Here is a 17819-nt window from a genome sequence, read left to right as displayed (position 1 = left end):
CCCCCGAATAAAACAAGGAAGACCCACCATGGAAATGCTCGGAAACCGCCGCCTCGGCGTCACCCAACAACAGGCCTGGGAGGCACTCAACGACCCCGAGACGCTCAAGAAGTGCATTCCCGGCTGCGACAAGTTCGAGCTCACTGGCGAGAACCAGTACAGCGTGGCGCTCGCGCTGAAGATCGGGCCGGTGTCGGCCAAGTTCAGCGGCAAGGTGGTGCTGTCGGACATCGTGGCGCCCGACGGCTACAAGCTCACCTTCGAGGGGCAGGGCGGTGTGGCGGGGTTTGCGAAGGGGTCGTCGAGCGTGACGCTCAGGCCGCTGGCCGGTGCCGCCGAAACGGCTGTCGCGCCGGCGGTGGCCGATGGTGCGAGCGCGGTAGCTGATGCGGCTCCTGCCGAAGCCGTGTCCGTTGACGCCTCCCCATCGCCGGCCGGTTGCGAACTCGACTACACCGTGCAGGCGCAGGTCGGCGGCAAGATCGCCCAGCTGGGCCAGCGCCTGATCGACGGCGCCGCCAAGTCGACGGCCGACGATTTCTTCAAGCGCTTCGACGCCGAGATGCAGAGCCGCTACGGCCCGCCGCCCGCCGCCGCGCCGGAAGCGGCCGAGGCGCCCGGCGAGAAGGGCGGTGTCATGTCGGGCTTCATGAAGAAGATCGGCCTCGGCAAGAAGGACGACAAGGACGCTCCCGCCGCCCCAGGCGACGCGGGCTGAAGACGGATCCGCCATGGAAAACCTCGACGTCATGGTGCTGCGCACGCTGCGCGACTGGCGGCAGGCCGGCAAGCGCGCGCTGCTGACCACGGTGGTGCGCACCTGGGGCTCGTCGCCGCGGCCGGTCGGATCGATCATGGCGCTGGCCGACGACGGCGCGGTGGTCGGTTCGGTCTCGGGCGGCTGCATCGAGGACGACCTGATTGCGCGCTACAGCCGCGCGCACGGCAACGCCGAAGACGTACCCCTGGGCGCGCCGCCCGCGCTCGCGAAGTACGGCATCACGGCCGACGAGGCGCATCGCTTCGGCCTGCCCTGCGGCGGCACGCTGGAACTGCTGCTCGAATACGACCCCGACGCCGCCTCGCTGGCCTCCCTGGTCGCCGAGCTCGAAAAAGGCCGGCTCATGCAGCGCACCGTAACGCTCGCGACCGGCGCCGTGAAGCTCGCCGAAGCCACCGCGCCCGACGAGCTCAAGGTGGACGACACCGAGCTCACCAACACCTTCGGCCCCGAGTACCGCATGCTGCTGATCGGCGCCGGCCAGCTGGCCGAATACCTCGCGACCATGGCCAAGTTCAGCGGCTTCGCGGTCACGCTGTGCGACCCGCGCGCCGAGTACCGCACGGCGTGGTCGCTGCCGGGCGTTCACATCACCACCGAGATGCCCGACGACGCGGTGCTGGCCTTCAGGCCCGACCGCCGCAGCTGCGTGGTCGCTCTCACACACGACCCCAAGCTCGACGACCTGGCGTTGCTCGAAGCGCTGCAGACCGAGGCCTTCTACGTGGGCGCCATCGGTTCGCGCCGCAATGCCGAGGCGCGGCGCGACCGCATGATCGAGCACTTCGACCAGACCACCGAATCGCTCGCGCGGCTGCGCGGGCCGATCGGCATCTACATCGGCAGCAAGACGCCGCCCGAGATCGCAGTGAGCGTGATGGCGGAAATCCTTGCGGTGAAGAACGCGGTGACGCTTCCGCGTGAGATGGAAGTGGCGCGCGCCAAGGGCATGCAGCAGCTCGCGATGAGCTGACCGCACGCGGGGCTGCTCGGTTCAGCCCGACTTCGCCTGCGGCGGCACGTCGCCGCCCTTTTGCCGTTCGCGGAACAGCGCCGCGCGCATCAGGAAGATGGTGGTGATCGGCGCGGTGAGCGCGATGAACAGCACGATCAATATCGCGTGCAGGAACAGGCTGTAGCCCTGCACCGAAAAGTAGACGATGGTGGCGATGGTCATGCACCACACGCCCACCGTGGCGCCCAGCGTCGGCGCGTGGATGCGGCGGAAGAAGGTGGGCAGCCGCACGAGGCCGAAGGAACCGATGGCCGCGAAGGCCGCGCCCAGCACGGCGAACACGGCGGTGACGATTTCGGCCCACAGCGGCAGCGGCCCGACGATGAAATCCGTCATTCGATCACCTCCCCGCGCAGCAGGAACTTGGCCATCGCCGTCGAGCCGACGAAACCGAAGATCGCCACCAGCAGTGCGGCCTCGAAGTACACGTTGCTCGCGTAGTTGATGCCCAGCACCAGCATCATCAGCATGCCGTTGACGTAGAGGCAATCGAGCGCCATCACGCGGTCTTGCGCGGTGGGACCGATCAGCAACCGGAAGAGCGCGCAGAGCATGGCCACGGCGAGCAGGAACAGCGCGCACTTGAGGGCCCAGAAAAGGATCGGCGTCATGATTCGAAGATCTCCATGAGCGGGCGTTCGTAGCGCTGCTTGATCGTCGCGACGAAGGCGGCCTCGTCCTCCAGGTCGAACACGTGGATCAGGAGCGTGCTGCGGTCGAACGCCACTTCGCCCCAGGCGGTGCCGGGCGTGAGGCACATGACCATGGCGAGCACCGCCAGGCCATTGGGATCGCGCATGTCGAGCGGGATCTGCACGAAGCTCGAGCGGATGCCCGTGCTGCGGCGGGTGAGCATCAGCCGGGCCACGTCCCAGGCGGACTTCAGCATGTCGAAGGTGACGACCAGCGACAGCCGCAGCGCGACGCCGGGCTTGCGCATGCGCACGGTGGCGGGGCGCAGGCCCTTGGTGAGCAGCGGCACAGCAATGGCCAGCACCAGCGCCATGAGCAGCGTGGCCGCGTCCAGCGACTGGTTGAGCAGCAGCCAGACGATGAAGAGCGCGAAGGACAGCGGCGGCGAGGGAATCCAGCGTTTCATGGCGCGGTTCCCTTCACCGGCACCTTGGCGGGCGCGACCGCCGGGTTGGGCACCTGCGTGGCGCCCATCACCGCGTTGCGGTAGGTCTCGGGGTTCTTCAGGCCGTTGGCGGTGGCCTTGGCATGCTGCATCACCGGCTCGGCCCATACGGTCAGCGCCACGCAGGCTGCGAGCAACGCAGCGACCGGCAGCACTTCGAGCGCGGGCAGCGAAGGCATCGTGGGATGCGGCTGGGTCCAGAAATGGCGGATGCCGGTGCGGCTCAGCGCGATCAGCGAAAGAAAGCCCGAAACGATCAGGAGCGCCAGGAAGATCCAGCCGGCTGTCGCCACGCCCTTCGCGCCGAGCAGGCCCGAGAGCATCGCGAACTTGCCCACGAAGCCCGACAGCGGCGGCAGCCCCGCCAGCAGCAGCGTGCAGCCCATGAAGCTCAGGCCCAGGAAGGCGATGCCGGCGGGAATCGCGCGGCCGTAGAGCGCCTGCGCCTCGTCGTCGAGGTTCACGTCGGACATGGCGCTCAGGTCTTCGGCGAGGAAGGGCGCATTGCCTGCCGCCTCGTGCGGCGCGACGCTCATGCCGGCGTTGCGCCAGCGCTCGATCATGTCGGTCAGAAGGAAGAAGGCGCTCACCGCGAGCGTCGAACTCAAGAGGTAGTAGAGCGCGCCCGCCCACACGGCAGGGTGCCCGAGGCCGATCGCCGCGAGCAAGGTGCCTGCGGACACCAGCACGCTGAAGCCAGCGAGGTTCGACAGCCGCTGCGTGCCGACGATGCCGATGGCGCCGACAAAGAGCGTCGCGAGGCCGATGCCCACCAGCGCAATCTGCCCGAAGGCGGCCGAGTCGCCGGTGTCGGGCGCGAAGAGCACGGTCCAGAGCCTCAGCACCGTGTACACGCCCAGCTTGGTGAGCAGCGCGAACACGGCGCCCACCGGCGAGACCGCCGCGCTGTAGGCCGGCACCAGCCAGAAGTTGAGCGGCCATGCCCCCGCCTTGGCGAAGAACGCGGTCGCGAGAATCGCCGCTGCCGCATGCACCAGGCCGCGGTCGCCCGGCGCGAGCTCGGCGATGCGCACGCCCAGGTCGGCCATGTTGAGGGTGCCGGTCACGCCGTAGAGGATGGCCGCGCCGATCAGGAACAGCGACGACGCCGCGAGGTTGATCGCGATGTAGTGCAGCCCCGCCTGCACCCGCAGGCGCCCCGAGCCGTGCAGCAGGAGGCCGTAGGAAGCCGCGAGCATCACCTCGAAGAACACGAACAGGTTGAACAGGTCGCCCGTGAGGAAGGCGCCATTCAGGCCCATGAGCTGCAGCTGCAGCAGCGGATGGAAGTGCACGCCCGCGCGGTCCCAGCGCGAGGTGGAATAGATCGACGCGGCGAAGGCGATGACACCGGTGAGCGCGACCATCATGGTCGAGAGCCGGTCGGCCACCAGCACGATGCCGAAGGGCGCGCGCCAGTTGCCGGGCAGGTACACGCCGATGGACCCGGGGCCGCTGCCGGTGTCGGGCGCGTTCACCCAGCGCAGCAGCGCGAGCGCGGCCAGCAGGCCGACCAGGCCCGACACCACGCTCAGCGCGGACTTGGTGCGCCGGCGGTTCTCGCCCAGCAGCAGCATGAGCGCGGCGGTGAGCATTGGCACGAGGATCGGCACCGCCACGAGGTGCGGCATGCTGAACTCGAGAAACCGGTCGAGCAGGTGGAAGACTTCTGTCATCGGTCCACCCCCAGGCTTGCCACTGCGTGTGCTGCGCCCACCCCCTCACGGGGGCCCGCGCCTTCGGGCGGCCGTGCGGCGCTCATTCCACCTCCTTGCGCTCTTCACCGTCCACATGGTCGGTGCCCGTCAGCCCGCGCGAGGCGAGCATGACGACGAGGAACAGCGCCGTCATCGCAAAGCCGATCACGATGGCCGTGAGCACCAGCGCCTGCGGCATCGGGTCGGCCGTGTTGGCGAGAGTCGACTCGATGCCCTTGATGAGCACCGGCTCGCTGTCGACCTTGAGCCGGCCCATGCTGAAGATGAAGAGATTGACCGCGTAGGAGATCAACGTGAGGCCCATGATCACCTGGAAGGTGCGCGGGCGCAGCAGCAGGTAGACACCCGAGCCGGTGAGCACGCCGATGGCCAGGGCGAGCACGATTTCCATCAGTGCGCTCCTTCCACGGCTTTGGCTTGCGCCTGCGCTTCGCGTTCGGCCTGTTCGTCGGCCCAGCGGTGGCTGCGGATGGACTGGTGGGCCAGCGCGGTGAGGATCAGCATGGTGGCGCCGAGCACCAGCGCGAACACGCCGATGTCGAAGAAGAGCGCGCTGGGGACGTGGATCTCGCCCAGCACCGGCAGGTGAAGGTGCGCGGTGTGCGTGGTGAGGAACGGGTAGCCGAACAGCAATGCGCCGCCGCCCGTGGCCAGGGCCAGCAGCAGGCCGATGGCGATCCAGCGGCGCGGGTAGATGCGCAGGTGCTCCTCGACCCATTCGGTGCCCGAGACGATGAACTGCAGCACCAGCGCCACGGACATCACCAGCCCCGCGACGAATCCGCCGCCCGGCGCGTTGTGCCCGCGCATGAAGAAGTAGACCGACACCAGCGCCGCCAGCGGCAGCAACAGGCGCACCAGCACGGCCGGCACCATCAGGTAGCCGACGGCGGTGTCCTTGGCCAGGCGCGGGTTCAGCAGGTCGCTGCTGCCGTCGTCGACCTGCTGGCGCTGCTGGATCGGCAGCGCCATCGACTCGATGGCCGGACGAAAGCGCCGCAGCAGCGCATACACGGTGAGCGCCACCACGCCGAGCACGGTGATCTCGCCGAAGGTGTCGAAGCCGCGGAAGTCGACCAGCATCACGTTGACCACGTTGGTGCCGCCGCCCTCGGTGAGCGCGTGTTCGAGGAAGAAGGGCGAGATGCTCTGCGGGAAGTTGCGCGTCATCATCGCCCAGGCCAGTGCGGCCATGCCGCAGCCTGCGATGGTGGCCACCAGCAGGTCGCGCCCACGTCGGCCCCAGGGGCGCAGGCGTGCGCGGGCGGGCTGGATGACGTCCTTGCTGCGCATCGGCAGCCAGCGCAGGCCCAGCAGGATCAGCACCGTGGTGACGGCCTCGACCACCAGTTGCGTGAGGGCGAGGTCGGGCGCGGAGAACCAGATGTAGGTCACGCAGGAGACCAGCCCGGCGCCCGAGGCCAGCATGAGCGCGGCGAGCCGGTGGAACTTGGCCTGCCAGGCGGCAGCCAGCGCGCAGGTGCCGCCGATGAGCCACATCATCGCGAACATCGGCGAGAAGGGCAGCAGCTCGCGCGTGCCGGGGGCCGAGGGCGTGGCCCAGAGCGACGCCGCGGCGCCGGCCACGGCCACCGCCACGAGCAGCAGCAGTTGCGACTGCATGCGGCGCGTGCCGAACAGGCGCCGGCTGCGGCGGCCGGTTTCGCTCAAGAGCGCGAGCAGGTGCTCGAAGATGACCTGGCCGTCGAAGCGGTGCAGCAGCGGCGTGTGCTCGAGGCCGCCACCCGCGCGGCGGCGGCGCTGCAGCAGGTAGAGCGCCGCGCCGCCCGCGAGCGCGACGAAGCTCATCACGAGCGGCAGGTTGAAGCCGTGCCACACGGCCAGGCTGTATTCGGGCAGCGTGCCGCCGACCACCGGCGTGGCGGCCGCCGCCAGCAGCGGCCCGACGGACCAGGCCGGCACCACGCCCACCACCAGGCACACCAGCACCAGCAGTTCCACCGGCACGCGCATCCAGTGCGGCGGCTCATGCGGATGCTTGGGCACCTCGTCGCCGCACGGGGGGCCGAAGAACACGTCGAACACGAAGCGCGCCGAATACGCCACGCTGAAGATGCCCGCGATCGTGGCGATGACCGGCAGGCTGAAATCGATCCACGGCGTGGCCTGGATGAACACCGTCTCGGCGAAGAACATTTCCTTGGAGAGAAAGCCGTTGAGCAGCGGCACGCCGGCCATCGAGGCACTTGCGATGATCGCCAGCGTGCCGGTGATGGGCATGAGCCGCATCAGGCCGCTCAGCTTGCGGATGTCGCGCGTGCCGGTCTCGTGGTCGATGATGCCGGCGGCCATGAAGAGCGAGGCCTTGAAGGTCGCGTGGTTCATGACGTGGAACACCGCAGCCACGGCCGCGAGCGGGCTGTTCAGCCCCAGCAGCAGCGTGATGAGCCCGAGGTGCGAGATGGTCGAGTAGGCCAGCAGCGCCTTCAGGTCACGCTGGAACATCGCGATGAAGCCGCCCAGCAGCAGCGTGATCGCACCCGCGCCGCCCACCAGCCAGAACCACTGCTCGGTGCCCGAGAGCACGGGCCACAGGCGCGCCATGAGGAACACGCCCAGCTTCACCATCGTGGCCGAGTGCAGGTAGGCCGACACGGGCGTGGGCGCGGCCATGGCGCGCGGCAGCCAGAAGTGGAACGGGAACTGCGCACTCTTGGTGAAGGCGCCCAGCAGGATCAGCACCAGCGCCACCGGGTAGAGCGCGTGGTCGCGGATCGCGTCGCCCGAGGCCAGCACCACGTCCAGCTCGTAGCTGCCGGTGATGCGGCCCAGCACCAGCACGCCGGCCAGGAGGCACAGTCCCCCCGCGCCGGTGACGGTGAGCGCCATGCGCGCGCCGCGCCGTGCATCGCGGCGGTGGTGCCAGTAGCCGATCAGCAGGAAAGAGAAGAGGCTGGTGAGCTCCCAGAACAGCACCATCTGGATGAGGTTGCCCGAGAGCACCACGCCCATCATCGCGCCCATGAACGCGAGGAAGAACGAGAAGAAGCGCGGCACCGGGTCGGAGGCCGACATGTAGTAGCGCGCATAGAGCACCACCAGCGCGCCGATGCCCAGCACCAGCATGCAGAAGAGCCACGCGAAGCCGTCCATGCGGAACACGAGGTTCAGGCCGAGGGCCGGGAGCCATTCGATCTCTTGCCGCAGCACGTTGCCGTGTGCGATCTGCGGGAAGAACCATGCGGTCTGTATCGCGCAGCCCAGTGCGACGAGGCCGGCGAGGGTCGATTCCCTGTTGCGCGCGTTGGACGGCATCAACGCGGCCAGCACGCTGGCAATGAAGGGAAGTGCGACGAGAAAGACCAGGGGCATTGTGGTCAATTCTATCGACCGGCCCCCTGGCGGCCCCTATCTATAACCGCAGGACATAAGGCGTTTTTGGCTGCAGGTTCAGCCCGAGAAGGCCTGCACGGTGCGAAGGCCCAGCCAGGTCATGCAGAGCGAGCCGCCCAGGTGAAGCGCGATCGTGCCCAGCGCGAGGCCGAACCGGCCGCCGACGAGCATGCCGACGACCTCGGCCGAGAAGCTGGAGAAGGTGGTGAGCGTGCCCAGGAACCCGGTGATGACCATGAGCCGCCAGGCGGGGTCGATGTCGGGCAGCCCGTTGAAGAAGCCGATGGCCACGCCGATGAGATACCCGCCGATGAGGTTGACCGCCAGCGTGCCCCAGGGGATGACGTTGCCGGGGTTGAGCCAGAGCGCGAAGCCCCAGCGCAGGAGGGCGCCGATGCAGGCGGCAAGGCAGATGACGAAGGCGTTCAGCAGCATGGCACCGATTATCCGCAGGCGCTGGCTACTTCTCCTTGCCCATCATCATGTCAGGCAGGATCGTCACGATGCTCGGGAACAGCGTGATCAGCGCGATGCACAGCACCAGGCAGAAGAAGAACGGGATCGCCGCCCTGGCGATCACGTTGCTGTCTTTGCCGGTCATGTTCTGCAGCACGAAGAGGTTGAAGCCCACCGGCGGCGTGACCTCGGCGATTTCCACCAGCAGCACGATGAAGATGCCGAACCAGATGAGGTCGAAGCCCGCCTTCTGGATCATCGGCAGCACCACCGCGCTGGTGAGCACGATCATCGAGATGCCGTCCAGCGCCGTGCCCAGCACCAGGTACACCACCACCAGCGCGCCGATCAGCGCATAGGGCGACAGGTGCATGCTGTCGACCCACTCGGCCAGTTCGCGCGGGATGCCGGTGAAGGCCATGGTCTTGGTGAGGAAGGCCGCGCCCGCCAGGATGAACATGATCATGCAGCTGGTGCGCGTGGCACCCATGATCCCGTCCTTGAAGTTCTTCCAGGTGAGGCTCCTGCCGTACGCGGCAATGGCCAGCGAGCCGAGCACGCCGAAGGCCGCGCATTCGGTGGCAGTGGCCCATCCCGCGACCAGCACCCAGACGATGAAGACGATCAGCAGTGCGCAGGGAATGAGGTTGCCCGAGAGCCGGATTTTCTGCATGAAGGTGGTCGGAGGATCGGCCGGCGGCACCTTGTCCGGATTGCGCAGGCTCCACCAGGCGATGTAGCCCGAGAACAGCAGCATCAACAGGAAGCCCGGCAGGAAGCCGGCCAGGAAGATGCGGATGATCGAGGCGTCGGCCGCCACGGCGTACACCACCATCGTGATCGAGGGCGGGATCAGGATGCCCAGCGTGCCGGCGGTTGCCAACGAGCCGATGGCCAGCTTCTCGTCGTAGCCGCGGCGCTTGAGTTCTGGGAGCGCCACCTTGGCGATGGTCGCGCAGGTGGCGGCTGAGGAGCCCGAGACCGAGCCGAACACGCCGCATCCGAGGATGGTGGTGTGCATCAGCCGGCCGGGCACGCGGTTGAGCCAGGGGCGCAGGCCCTCGAACATCTCTTCGCTGAGCTTGGTGCGGAACAGGATCTCGCCCATCCAGATGAACAGCGGCAGCGCCGCGAGCTCCCAGCTCGCGTTGCTTTCCCAGAAGGCGGAGAACAGGTTCTTGCCCGGCAGCGTGTTGGTGAAGAAGGCCTGGCCGACCCAGCCGACGATGGCCAGGGTCATGGCGATCCAGACGCCGCCTGCCAGCAGCAACAGCATGATGCCGAGCAGCAGGGCGCCCATCAAAAGGGTTTCGAGCATCGGGTGTCTTTGTTGTTGTCGTTCGAACGGTCAGACGTCGGGATTCAGACGTCCGAAGAGAAGTCGCCCGCGGCGTGGCGCTCTTCGATGGCGCGCTGGTAGCTCGGCTTTTCGCCGCGCACCACGCCCACCAGCTCGTCGACCATGGCGATCAGGAGCAGCCAGCAACCAATCACGAAGGTCGATTGCGGAATCCAGATCGGAATGACCACGAGGCCCGTCGCCATTTCGGCGAACTCGTAGCTCTCGTAGGTGAAGCTGGTCGCCCAGTAGGTGAGGTAGGCCACCGACACCGCGGCGATCAGCAGGCACATCACGTCGAGCGCACGCCGCACCTTGGGCGGCACGGCTTCGAGCAGCAGCGTCACGCGCACGAAGTCGCCGTGGCGGAAGGCGTGCGCCATCGCGAAGAACGCGGCGGCGGCGCAGAGCCACGAGACGATGTCGTTGAGCCCGCTCACATGCCAGTTCATCTGCCGGCCCACGCCGGCCAGGATCATCAGCACGAAGATCAGGAACACGCAGAACGCGCCGAGCGCGCCTGCACCGTCGTACAGGCGGTCGAGGAACCGGCGCATGGCTTACTTCTTTTTGTAGGCGTCGATGATGGCGGCGCCATCGGCACCGGCGGCTTTCAGCCAGTCGGTCTGCATGATGCCGCCGACCTGGCGCATGTCGGCGTCGAGCTTGGCCGAAGGCTTGTGCACCTTCATGCCGCGCTCGGCCAGCAGGCGCTTGTACTCGTCGTTCTTCTCCTGCGCGATCTTCCAGCCGCGGGTTTCGGCATCGGCCGCGGCCTTGGTGACGGCGGCCTTGGTGGTGGGGTCGAGCGCATCGAACGACTTGGCGTTGACGAGGATCGCGTTCTTCGGAATCCAGGCTTGCGTGTCGTAGAAGTTCTTGATGTGCTCGTAGGTCTTGGTGTCGTAGCCGGTGGAGCCCGAGCTCATGTAGCTCTCGATCACGCCGGTGGCCATGGCGGCGCTCAGTTCGGCCTGCTGGATCTGCACCGGCTGTGCACCAATGAGTTCGGCGATCTTGGCGGTGGCCGGGCTGTAGGCGCGCCACTTGATGCCGCGCAGGTCGGCCACCGAGCTGATCTCCTTCTTGGAGTAGATGCCCTGCGGCGCCCATGGCACGACGAACAGCACCTTGATGCCTTGCGCCGCGAGCAGCTTTTCCATGGCGGGCCTGGAGGCGTCGTACAGCTTGCGGGCCTCGGGATAGGTGGTGGCGAGGAAGGGGACGCCATCGAGTGCGTAGATCGGGTTCTCGTTCGCGTAGTTGGCCAGGAGGATCTCGCCGGCCTGCGCCTGGCCGCTCTGCACGGCGCGCTTGATCTCGGGCGCCTTGAAGAGCGATGCGTTGGCATGCACCGTGATCTTCACCTTGCCGGCGGTGGCGGCGTCCACGTCCTTCGCGAACTGCGTGATGTTTTCGGTGTGGTAGTTGGTCGCGGGGTAGGCGGTAGGGAGGTCCCACTTGGTCTGTGCGAACGCTGCGGCGCCGAGGGTGAGGCCCGCGAGGGCAATGCCGAACTTGTGATTCATGAACGCGCTCCGGAATGTAGTGAAAGCAAAACGAAAGGAAGCATACGTGCAAATTCCGGGCCACTTCCTGAGGCATTTCCCTGCCATGTGGCGTGCGCGCGGCCGACCGAGCGCACATGAAAAAGCCGCCTCGAGGGCGGCTTTGCCATGGCTACATGCGCGAGGTCAGGGCTTCGCGGCCTTGGGGGCCTTCGCTTCCTTCGATGCTGCGGGCGCCGCACCGCCGAAGGCCTGGCCGTTCACCGTGAGACCTTCGGCCGAGAGCTTCTGGGCCTTCTTCTCCTTCACGCCTTTCACACGTTGCATGAGGTCGGGCCAGTCCTTGAACTCGCCTTGCTTGCGCGCCTCGATGATGCGCTTGGACATCGCGGGGCCGACGCCATTGAGGCCATCGAGTTCGGCTTCGGTGCCCTTGTTGACATCGACGGCGGCGAACGAGGCGGCCGCGAACAGCATGGCCGAGACGGCCAGGATCTTCTTGAACATGATTGAAAAACTCCCTGATTTGTTGGTATGACTGACAGCCGACAAATGCGTCGGCTGGCGTTCAACGAGACCAGGGAAAGGGGCGTTGACGACCTCGTCGCCCCGGTGACCATTGTTCCGGAACGTGGTCGGAACCTTGCTCAGAGTTCTTCGACGCGGCGCGGCGGATAGCTGTCCCAGGCCTGGCAGCCGGGGCAGTGCCAGAAGTACTGGTGCGCCTCGAAGCCGCAGGCCGCGCAGCGGTAGCGCATCAGCGGGCGGGTGGCATGGTCGAGCGCGCGCTGCACCTGCGGATGGAACTGCTCGTGCTCGAACTTCTCGCCCGCCAGCCAGCGCGATGCCGCGACCAGCGAGGGCTGGTGCGCGAGGTGGGCGATGTAGCCGTCGCGCGGCGCAGGGGGCTGCTGGTCGTCGGCAGCGGCTGTTGCCGACGGCGCACCGCCGAGTGCGATCAGCGCCTCGAGCACGTCGATCGACGGCGACTCGGCATAGCGCCGCTGCAGCAGCGCGAGCGCCTCGGCTTCGCGGTGCGCTGCCACGGCGGCCTGCTGCAATGCGGCGGCATACAGCGGCAGCGCGAGGGGCGCGGTGTCGCTCAGTGCCGCGAGCGTGTCGAAGGCCGCGACGGCATCGCCATTGCGCAGCTGGAGGTTGGCAGTGTCGATCGCGGGGCGTGGCGCCTGGGGGGCCAGCTCGACGGCGTGCGCGAGCAGCTTCGCCGCAGCGGGCAACTCGCCGGCTGCCACGCGCTCGGTGGCTTGCTCGCAGAGGTGATGTGCGCGGCGCGTGGCGTAGCTGGCCTGGTCGGACTCGTCCAGCTTCTGTGCCACGTCGGCGGCCTGCGCCCATTCGCGCGAACGCTCGTAGATGGCCAGCAGCGAGAGGCGCGCCTCGTTCTCGTAGCGCGTGCCTTCGAGCTTCTGCAGCGCAGCTTCGGCGCGGTCGAGCAGGCCGGCGCGCAGAAAGTCCTGTGCGAGCGCGTGCTGTGCGCGTTCGCGGTCGGCCCGGCTCAGGTCGCCACGGCCGAGCAGGTGCTCGTGCACGCGCACGGCGCGCTGGTATTCGCCGCGGCGACGGAACAGATTGCCGAGCGCGAAATGCAGCTCCTGCGTGTCGGGGTCGTTCTGCACGGCCTCGATGAAGGCGTCGATGGCCTGGTCCTGTTGCTCGTTGAGCAGGAAGTTCAGGCCGCGGAAGTAGGCCTTGGGCGCCTGCCGGTTCTCGAGCTTGAGCTGGCGGATGTCGAAGCGCGATGCGAGCCACCCGAGCACGAAGGCGACGGGCAGGCCGATCAGCAGCCAGCTGGGATCAAAGTCCATGTTGACGTACGGCGGGAAGGTCGGTGGCGGAGATGGTCGGTGCCGCTGCTGCAGCGGTTGTGGCCGTCGGTGCCGTAGTTGATGCGGCTTCGGCTGCCGATGGTCCCTGGGCTGCTGCGGCGGTACGGTGTTTCCACCAGCCCGGCAACATGCCGAGCGCGCCCACCACGAGCCCGCCCGCGAAGGCTGCGAGCACGACCAGCACCAGCGGTGCGCGCCAGTGGGTGCCAAAGAAGAAGTAGACGGTCGCGTCGTGCTGGTTGTTCAGCGCGAAGGCGAAGAGCGTAAAAAAAATGGCCGCCTTGAGCAGCCACAGGAGGTATTTCATAGCCATTCCCGTTGCCGGAGGCATTCTACGTTTGCATCCACGCGGATCAGGCCTTGCGGCCCTTGGCTTCCTTGGCGCCGAGCTCGGCGGTTTTCGCGTCGACAGCCTCGCGCAAGGCCTTGCCCGGCTTGAAGTGCGGCACCCGCTTTTCGGGGATCTGCACGCTTTCGCCCGAGCGCGGATTGCGCCCGAGGCGCGGCGGGCGCCGGTTGACCGAGAAGCTGCCGAACCCGCGGATCTCGATGCGGTGCCCGCGAACCAGCGCGTCGCTCATCGCGTCCAGGATGGTCTTGACGGCGTATTCGGCATCGCGGTGCGTGAGTTGCGCAAAGCGCGCTGCGAGTTCTTCGACGAGGTCAGAGCGGGTCATAGAGGCCAGTGCAGAGAAAACGTGGACGAAAAAAAAGACAGAGCGGCCAAGCTAGAAGCCTGGCCTGCTCTGTCTTCGGACTCAGCTTACTTGCTGTCGTTGTTGTCGAGCTTGGCGCGCAGCAGGGCGCCCAGGCTCGTCGTGCCCGCGTTCTCGCGTGCCGACTGCTGGCTCAGGTTGGCCATGGCGCCTTGTTCGTCGACCATGTCCTTCTGCTTGATGGACAGCTGGATGTTGCGGGTCTTGCGATCCACGTTCACGACGATGGCGGTGACTTCGTCGCCTTCCTTGAGCACGTTGCGGGCATCTTCGACGCGGTCGCGCGAGATTTCCGAAGCACGCAGGTAGCCGAGGATGTCTTCGCCGAGGTCGATTTCAGCGCCGCGGGCGTCCACGGTCTTGACCTTGCCGGTCACGATCTGGCCCTTGTCGTTCACGGTGGTGAACGTGGTGAACGGGTCGCTGTCGAGCTGCTTGATGCCCAGCGAGATGCGCTCGCGGTCGACATCCACAGCCAGCACGATCGCTTCGACTTCCTGGCCCTTCTTGTAGTTGCGAACGGCGGTTTCGCCGGCTTCGTTCCACGAGAGGTCCGAGAGGTGAACCAGGCCGTCGATACCGGCAGCCAGACCCACGAACACGCCGAAGTCGGTGATCGACTTGATCGGGCCCTTGACGCGGTCGCCACGCTTGGTGTTTTGCGCGAACTCTTGCCACGGGTTGGCCTTGCACTGCTTCATGCCCAGGCTGATGCGGCGCTTGTCTTCGTCGATTTCCAGGACCATGACTTCGACTTCGTCGCCCAGCGAGACGATCTTGTTCGGAGCGATGTTCTTGTTGGTCCAGTCCATTTCGGAGACGTGCACCAGGCCTTCGATGCCGGGTTCGAGTTCGACGAACGCGCCGTAGTCGGCAATGTTCGTGACCTTGCCGAACAGGCGGGTCGATTGCGGGTAGCGGCGCGAAACGCCCATCCACGGGTCGTCGCCCATTTGCTTCAGACCCAGCGAGACACGGTTCTTTTCGGTGTCGAACTTGAGGATCTTGGCGGTGATTTCCTGGCCGGCCTGAACGACTTCGCTCGGGTGGCGAACACGGCGCCATGCCATGTCGGTGATGTGCAGCAGGCCGTCGATGCCGCCGAGGTCCACGAACGCACCGTATTCGGTGATGTTCTTGACTACGCCGCGGACAACAGCGCCTTCCTTCAGGGTTTCCATCAGCTTGGCGCGTTCTTCGCCCATGCTGGCTTCGACCACGGCACGGCGCGACAGCACGACGTTGTTGCGCTTGCGGTCGAGCTTGATGACCTTGAATTCGAGGGTCTTGTTTTCGTACGGGGTCAGGTCCTTGATGGGACGCGTGTCGATCAGCGAGCCGGGCAGGAATGCGCGGATGCCGTTGACCAGGACGGTCAGACCGCCCTTGACCTTGCCGCTGGTGGTGCCGGTGACGAAGTCGCCCGATTCCAGGGCCTTCTCGAGGGCGAGCCACGAAGCGAGGCGCTTGGCGGTGTCGCGCGAGAGGATGGTGTCGCCGTAGCCGTTTTCAACGCTGCCGATGGCAACGGAAACGAAATCGCCGGCCTGGACTTCGAGTTCGCCCTTGTCGTTCTTGAACTCCTCGATCGGCACATACGCTTCGGACTTCAGACCGGCGTTGACGACGACGTGGTTGTGTTCGACGCGCACGACTTCGGCCGTGATGACCTCGCCGGTGCGCATTTCGGAACGCTTCAGGGACTCTTCGAATAGGTCGGCAAAAGATTCAGACATTGATGGTTCCTTCCGTCAGGCAGGGTTGGCAGGCGCCAGTGCGAAATTGCGTGCGGCTGCTGTGGATCTGGAGACGGCGGTTTTGTGGGCTTTTAAACCCGGGTTGGTTGAACAACCAGAAGGCCGGTGCGCTGTCGCGCGAGAAGAGCCTGCTGGAGCGGTACGCGCCAACCGGACAACCCGGTGGGCGCGAGCCTTTCAAGCGGACTTGAAGGGCTGCACTTGCTGCCACCAGTCCAACACCGTGTCGATCGATTTTTCGATGGACAGCTGGGAGTTGTCGAGGTGGCGAGCATCCTGCGCCGGCTTCAGAGGGGCGACGCTGCGGGAGGAGTCCCGGGCGTCACGTGCTTCCAAGTCGGAGCGAAGACTGTCGAGTGTAGTCGAAATTCCCTTTGAAATCAACTGCTTATGTCGCCGTTCCGCCCTTTGGGCGGCGCTGGCCGTGAGGAAGACCTTCAGGGGTGCGTGCGGGAAGATCACGGTGCCCATGTCGCGGCCGTCGGCGACCAGTCCGGGGAGCTGGCGAAAGCGCTGTTGAAGCGCCAGGAGCGCCGCTCGCACCGAGGGCAGGGTCGAGACGCGGGAGGCGTCCATGCCGGCGGCTTCGGTGCGGATCTCGTCGCTCACGTCCTCGCCGTCCAGCATCACCTTGCCCTCGATGAACTGCAGGGGCAGGGCGGCTGCCAGGGCGGCGATCTGCGCCTCGTGCTGCGGGTCGGCGCTGAGGCCCGCGCGACGCATGGCCAGACCGGTCACGCGGTAGAGCGAGCCCGAATCCAGGTAGTGGTAACCCAGCAGGCGCGCCACTTCGGCCGCCAGCGTGCCCTTGCCCGAGGCGGTCGGGCCGTCGATGCAGATCACCGGCACTTCGGCGCCCTCGGCGACCGAGAACAGGGTTTCGAAGTAATCGGGGAAGGTCTTGGCGACGCAGTGCGGCTCGAGGATGCGCACCGGCACCCCCGCCGGGTTGAACGCCGCAAGCGAGAAGCACATCGCCACCCGGTGGTCGTCGTACGTGCGGATGCTCGCCGCCTTCCAGCCGGCCTGTGCCAGCGGGTGGACGCGGATGAAATCCGGACCGGCCTCGACCGTGGCGCCGAGCTTCTGGAGCTCGTTGGCCATGGCATCGATGCGGTCGGTTTCCTTGACGCGCCAACTCGCGATATTGCGCAGGGTGCTCGGGCCGTCGGCATAGAGCGCCATGACGGCGAGCGTCATCGCAGCGTCGGGGATGTGGTTCGCGTCCAGGTCGATGGCCTTGAGCGGCCAGGCGCCGCGGCGCACTTCGAGCCAGTTCGCGCCGCTGTCGACCTCGGCGCCCATCTGCCGGGCTGCGTCGATGAAGCGGATGTCGCCCTGGATCGAATCGGCGCCCACGCCTTCGATCCGGATGCCGTTCTTCCCGGACACGCCCGTGGCGATGGCACCCAGTGCGATGAAATAGCTCGCAGAAGAGGCATCGGCCTCCACGTGGATGTCGCCCGGCGAGCTGTAGCGGCTGCCGGCCGGAATGGTGAACCGCTCCCAGCCATCGCGTCGCACCGTGATGCCGAAGCGCGCCAGCAGGTTCAGCGTGATCTCGATGTAGGGCTTGGAAATGAGCTCGCCCACCACCTCGATCACGATGTCGTTGCGGGCTGCGAGCGGCAGCGCCAGCAGCAATGCCGTGAGGAACTGGCTCGAGACGTCGCCGCGCACGCGGATCGGCGCGTCAAGCACCAGGTCGTCGTGATCGACCGGATGGATGCGCAGTGGCGGATAGCCCGGGTTGCCGAGGTAGTCGATGTTGCAGCCGAGCTGGGTAAGCGCATCGACCAGGTCGCCGATGGGCCGCTCGTGCATGCGCGGCACGCCGCTCAGTTCGAACTCGCCGCCCAGCAGCGAAAGCGCGGCCGTCAGCGGGCGCATGGCGGTGCCGGCATTGCCCAGGAAGAGGGGCAGCAAAGCCTCGCTGGGTTTCAGCTGGCCGCCGAGGCCGGTGATCTGCAGCGTGCTGCCTGCCGGCTGGATGCCGCAGCCGAGCGCGCGCAGGGCGTCGAGCATCACGCGCGTGTCGTCGGAGTCGAGCAGGTCGTGGATCGTGGTGGTGCCGCTCGCGAGCGCGGCCAGCAGCAGCACGCGGTTGGAAATGCTCTTGGAGCCCGGCAGCCGGACCGTGCCGGCGGCGCCGACAAGAGGCGGGAGGTCGAGGAAGGCGGTCGAGAACAT

18 protein-coding genes are annotated in these 17819 nt (G+C 66.9%); 2 read left to right on the top strand and 16 right to left on the bottom strand.

What is annotated here, in order from left to right; all coding sequences use genetic code 11:
• The first annotated feature begins 28 nt into the window (after positions 1-28).
• Positions 29-718: a CoxG family protein gene (locus M2282_RS27000; protein ID WP_280811860.1), complete on the top strand. Its 690-nt coding sequence runs from the start codon at positions 29-31 to the stop codon at positions 716-718.
• 13 nt (positions 719-731) lie between these two features.
• A complete protein-coding gene (locus tag M2282_RS26995) occupies positions 732-1754 on the top strand; it encodes an XdhC family protein (protein WP_280811859.1) in 1023 nt (340 codons plus the stop codon).
• A 21-nt stretch (positions 1755-1775) separates the two neighbouring features.
• On the opposite strand, the gene mnhG is transcribed toward M2282_RS26995, so the two are convergent.
• From mnhG to M2282_RS26915, 16 genes are all read right to left on the bottom strand, one after another.
• Positions 1776-2132: a monovalent cation/H(+) antiporter subunit G gene (gene mnhG, locus M2282_RS26990; RefSeq protein WP_280811858.1), complete on the bottom strand. Its 357-nt coding sequence runs from the start codon at positions 2130-2132 to the stop codon at positions 1776-1778.
• On the bottom strand, positions 2129-2407 hold the full coding sequence (locus M2282_RS26985) for a K+/H+ antiporter subunit F (RefSeq protein WP_280811857.1): 279 nt from the start codon (positions 2405-2407) through the stop codon (positions 2129-2131). The genes mnhG and M2282_RS26985 overlap by 4 nt, the downstream gene beginning before the upstream one ends.
• A complete protein-coding gene (locus tag M2282_RS26980; RefSeq protein ID WP_280811856.1) occupies positions 2404-2895 on the bottom strand; it encodes a Na+/H+ antiporter subunit E in 492 nt (163 codons plus the stop codon). The genes M2282_RS26985 and M2282_RS26980 overlap by 4 nt, the downstream gene beginning before the upstream one ends.
• Positions 2892-4610 (bottom strand): monovalent cation/H+ antiporter subunit D, encoded by a 1719-nt coding sequence (locus tag M2282_RS26975; RefSeq protein WP_280811855.1) that lies wholly within the window; start codon positions 4608-4610, stop codon positions 2892-2894. Before M2282_RS26975 ends, M2282_RS26980 begins: the two co-directional genes overlap by 4 nt.
• 82 nt (positions 4611-4692) lie before the next feature.
• Positions 4693-5043: a Na+/H+ antiporter subunit C gene (locus tag M2282_RS26970; protein ID WP_280811854.1), complete on the bottom strand. Its 351-nt coding sequence runs from the start codon at positions 5041-5043 to the stop codon at positions 4693-4695.
• Positions 5043-7985 carry a monovalent cation/H+ antiporter subunit A gene (locus M2282_RS26965; protein ID WP_280811853.1) on the bottom strand — a complete coding sequence of 981 codons (2943 nt, stop codon included), beginning with the start codon at positions 7983-7985 and terminating at the stop codon, positions 5043-5045. Before M2282_RS26965 ends, M2282_RS26970 begins: the two co-directional genes overlap by 1 nt.
• A gap of 78 nt (positions 7986-8063) precedes the next feature.
• Positions 8064-8441, bottom strand: coding sequence for a fluoride efflux transporter CrcB (gene crcB, locus M2282_RS26960; RefSeq protein WP_280811852.1), 378 nt, complete (start codon positions 8439-8441; stop codon positions 8064-8066).
• A 25-nt stretch (positions 8442-8466) separates the two neighbouring features.
• Entirely contained in the window at positions 8467-9780 is a 1314-nt protein-coding gene (locus M2282_RS26955) for a TRAP transporter large permease (protein WP_280811851.1), read from the bottom strand.
• A gap of 44 nt (positions 9781-9824) precedes the next feature.
• A complete protein-coding gene (locus M2282_RS26950) occupies positions 9825-10358 on the bottom strand; it encodes a TRAP transporter small permease (RefSeq protein WP_280811850.1) in 534 nt (177 codons plus the stop codon).
• 3 nt (positions 10359-10361) lie between these two features.
• Positions 10362-11330, bottom strand: a complete 969-nt coding sequence (locus M2282_RS26945; RefSeq protein ID WP_280811849.1) for a TRAP transporter substrate-binding protein — start codon at positions 11328-11330, stop codon at positions 10362-10364.
• A 165-nt stretch (positions 11331-11495) separates the two neighbouring features.
• On the bottom strand, positions 11496-11816 hold the full coding sequence (locus M2282_RS26940; protein ID WP_280811848.1) for a ComEA family DNA-binding protein: 321 nt from the start codon (positions 11814-11816) through the stop codon (positions 11496-11498).
• Between the two features lie 140 nt (positions 11817-11956).
• On the bottom strand, positions 11957-13135 hold the full coding sequence (lapB, locus tag M2282_RS26935; protein WP_280811847.1) for a lipopolysaccharide assembly protein LapB: 1179 nt from the start codon (positions 13133-13135) through the stop codon (positions 11957-11959).
• Positions 13125-13463, bottom strand: a complete 339-nt coding sequence (locus M2282_RS26930) for a LapA family protein (protein WP_280811846.1) — start codon at positions 13461-13463, stop codon at positions 13125-13127. Before M2282_RS26930 ends, lapB begins: the two co-directional genes overlap by 11 nt.
• A 46-nt stretch (positions 13464-13509) precedes the next feature.
• Positions 13510-13833: an integration host factor subunit beta gene (locus tag M2282_RS26925; RefSeq protein WP_280811845.1), complete on the bottom strand. Its 324-nt coding sequence runs from the start codon at positions 13831-13833 to the stop codon at positions 13510-13512.
• Positions 13834-13919: 86 nt separating this feature from the next.
• Entirely contained in the window at positions 13920-15608 is a 1689-nt protein-coding gene (gene rpsA, locus M2282_RS26920) for a 30S ribosomal protein S1 (protein WP_013540225.1), read from the bottom strand.
• Positions 15609-15806: 198 nt separating this feature from the next.
• The gene (locus M2282_RS26915) at positions 15807-17819 is read right to left on the bottom strand and encodes a bifunctional 3-phosphoshikimate 1-carboxyvinyltransferase/cytidylate kinase (RefSeq protein WP_280811844.1); all 2013 of its coding nucleotides are present in this window, start codon (positions 17817-17819) and stop codon (positions 15807-15809) included.

It is taken from the genome of Variovorax boronicumulans (assembly GCF_029892485.1).
In the GTDB taxonomy this organism is placed as follows: domain Bacteria; phylum Pseudomonadota; class Gammaproteobacteria; order Burkholderiales; family Burkholderiaceae_C; genus Variovorax; species Variovorax boronicumulans_B.
The sequence above is the reverse complement of the archived record's forward strand: the minus strand, read 5'-3'. Positions and strand labels throughout refer to the sequence as shown.